The sequence below is a fragment of the Caballeronia sp. INML2 genome (genome assembly GCF_023631365.1).
In the GTDB taxonomy this organism is placed as follows: Bacteria; Pseudomonadota; Gammaproteobacteria; order Burkholderiales; family Burkholderiaceae; genus Caballeronia; species Caballeronia turbans.
Window position 1 is genome coordinate 1 of sequence record NZ_JALQDH010000170.1, and the last position, 1,850, is coordinate 1,850.

Here is a 1,850-nt window from a genome sequence, read left to right on the forward strand (position 1 = left end):
GATCGCGTCAGTGCAGCGACCGCGCCCTTGGCGGCTGTGTAGGCATCCTTGTTCGGCGAACCTATCAGTGCAAGAACGGAAGAGGTGTTAATTACCGATCCTCCCCCGCGCCGCACCAGCTCGGGAATGCCATGGCGACAGCCCAGCCAAGTGCCAAACAAATCGACATTGATGCAACGCCAGAACTCTTCTGCTGAAGCTTCAGTGACTGGCCCGTCATTTACTGCAGATCCGCCCACGTTGTTGTAGAGCACATCCAAACCGCCTAAGGCGGAGACAGTTCCCGCAATCGCTCCTCGGACGCTGTCTTCACGCGTGACATCTAGCTCGAAAACGATCGCCTCTCCACCCGCGCGATTGACCTCATCGGCAATCCGATGCGCGGCGCTTACATCACGATCGCCTATTGCGACTCCGCATCCTTCTCTCGCGAATAGCAACGCCGCTGCTGCACCGATGCCGCTCCCACCACCCGTTATAAATGCAGTCTTATGAACTAGCCGACCCATCAACGCCTCCTTACCATCTACCGAACTGAGCGCTCAGTCACCTTGCATTTGAGTATAGCAGTGGAACACTTGCTGTCAATGTGAAAGCGCCGCGATTTACATCCGGAAAGACCCCAAGATCGGAGCGCAAGGAAGAACATCTCACCGACTCGTCAGCGCTCGGAGTTGTGCTGCGTCGTCGAAAAATTTTGATTACAGACGTATCGTCTGCCAGACCGTAACTCGCCTTGGCCGCCGACACGAACATTCGGTAGGCGCACTCGGATGACGTACCGACCTTCGATAACCAGGCGTTCGCACGTGTAGTCGTCGAGCACGTTCAGGGATCGAAACTGCCGAACATAGGCCAGCCCGTCAGAAAGGTGTGGATCGTAGTAAATCAGCGAGCGCGAATCCCTACGGCCCGCCGGGCAACATCCCGCGGTGCGTTCGGTCATCAATACCTGGCCGGATCGCGCTACGCCTGTTGGCTGGCTATATTGAGCCAGCAGGTCTTCCAGCGCGGCGTTGTCGAGCCTTAATTGACCAACGACTCGGGTTGGTAGTCGACAAGGTTAGCGGCGCAGTGAATTTCCCACCACCGGCCAACATTACGGTCGACAACGGGCCAGCATTGGCGCCAAGGTGTTGGATGCATGCTGAACGAGCACCGGTTCGCCTCAATGCGCCACGCCGAGCGGCTGATGAAGAATGGCGTACGAGGCCGGCACCGTGCGGCCTCGTAGTCACATGACGCAGGTTCAGATCGCGCGGGCGCGCAATCCAAAGCAGCAGTTCTTAAACCGACACTTGACTGCGGTTCGGACCAAAAACGGGGGTGGATCAAACTTTTCCATCATGTCGATTCAGTACTCAAGCATAGCGCCGACCCGCGCGTCGGCGCTATGCCTGCGAACCGCCTCCTTGCCAATCAAGACTGCTCCATGCCGGTCAACCAACGCGTGCACTGAGTTGCTTGAGTAGCTCGGCACGACGAATTTTTCCCGTTGGAGTCATCGGGAATTCATTTAGTATCACCAGTTCCTCCGGCAATTTGTAATCGGCAACCCGACCTTTTATCATGGCGATGATCGCGTCGAGGGTGATCTGGGCGCCTGGCTTGAGAACTGCGCATAAGCAGTTCCGTTCGCCAAGGCGTGCGTCGGGTACGCCGACAACTGCAAGCTGCAGAAAGGCTTCGTGCTCGTACAGCAGGTCTTCGATCTCGCGCGGAAAATACTTTTTTCCACCTCGATTGATGATCTCTTTTTTGCGCCCAGAAATTCGGATATTGCGGTTCTTATCGACGATCTCTCCAAGGTCGCCAGTTCTGAACCACCCCTCGTCCGTGAAGCTCTCGCT

The 1,850-nt window shown here is 56.6% G+C and carries 2 protein-coding genes; both read right to left on the reverse strand.

Translation table 11 applies throughout. The features are described from left to right. Nucleotides 1–509: SDR family NAD(P)-dependent oxidoreductase (locus NCT32_RS36760; RefSeq protein ID WP_250491538.1), on the reverse strand; the 509-nt coding region annotated here is incomplete at its 3' end. A 930-nt stretch (nt 510–1,439) separates the two neighbouring features. Then, nucleotides 1,440–1,850: class I adenylate-forming enzyme family protein (locus NCT32_RS36765; RefSeq protein ID WP_250491539.1), on the reverse strand; the 411-nt coding region annotated here is incomplete at its 5' end.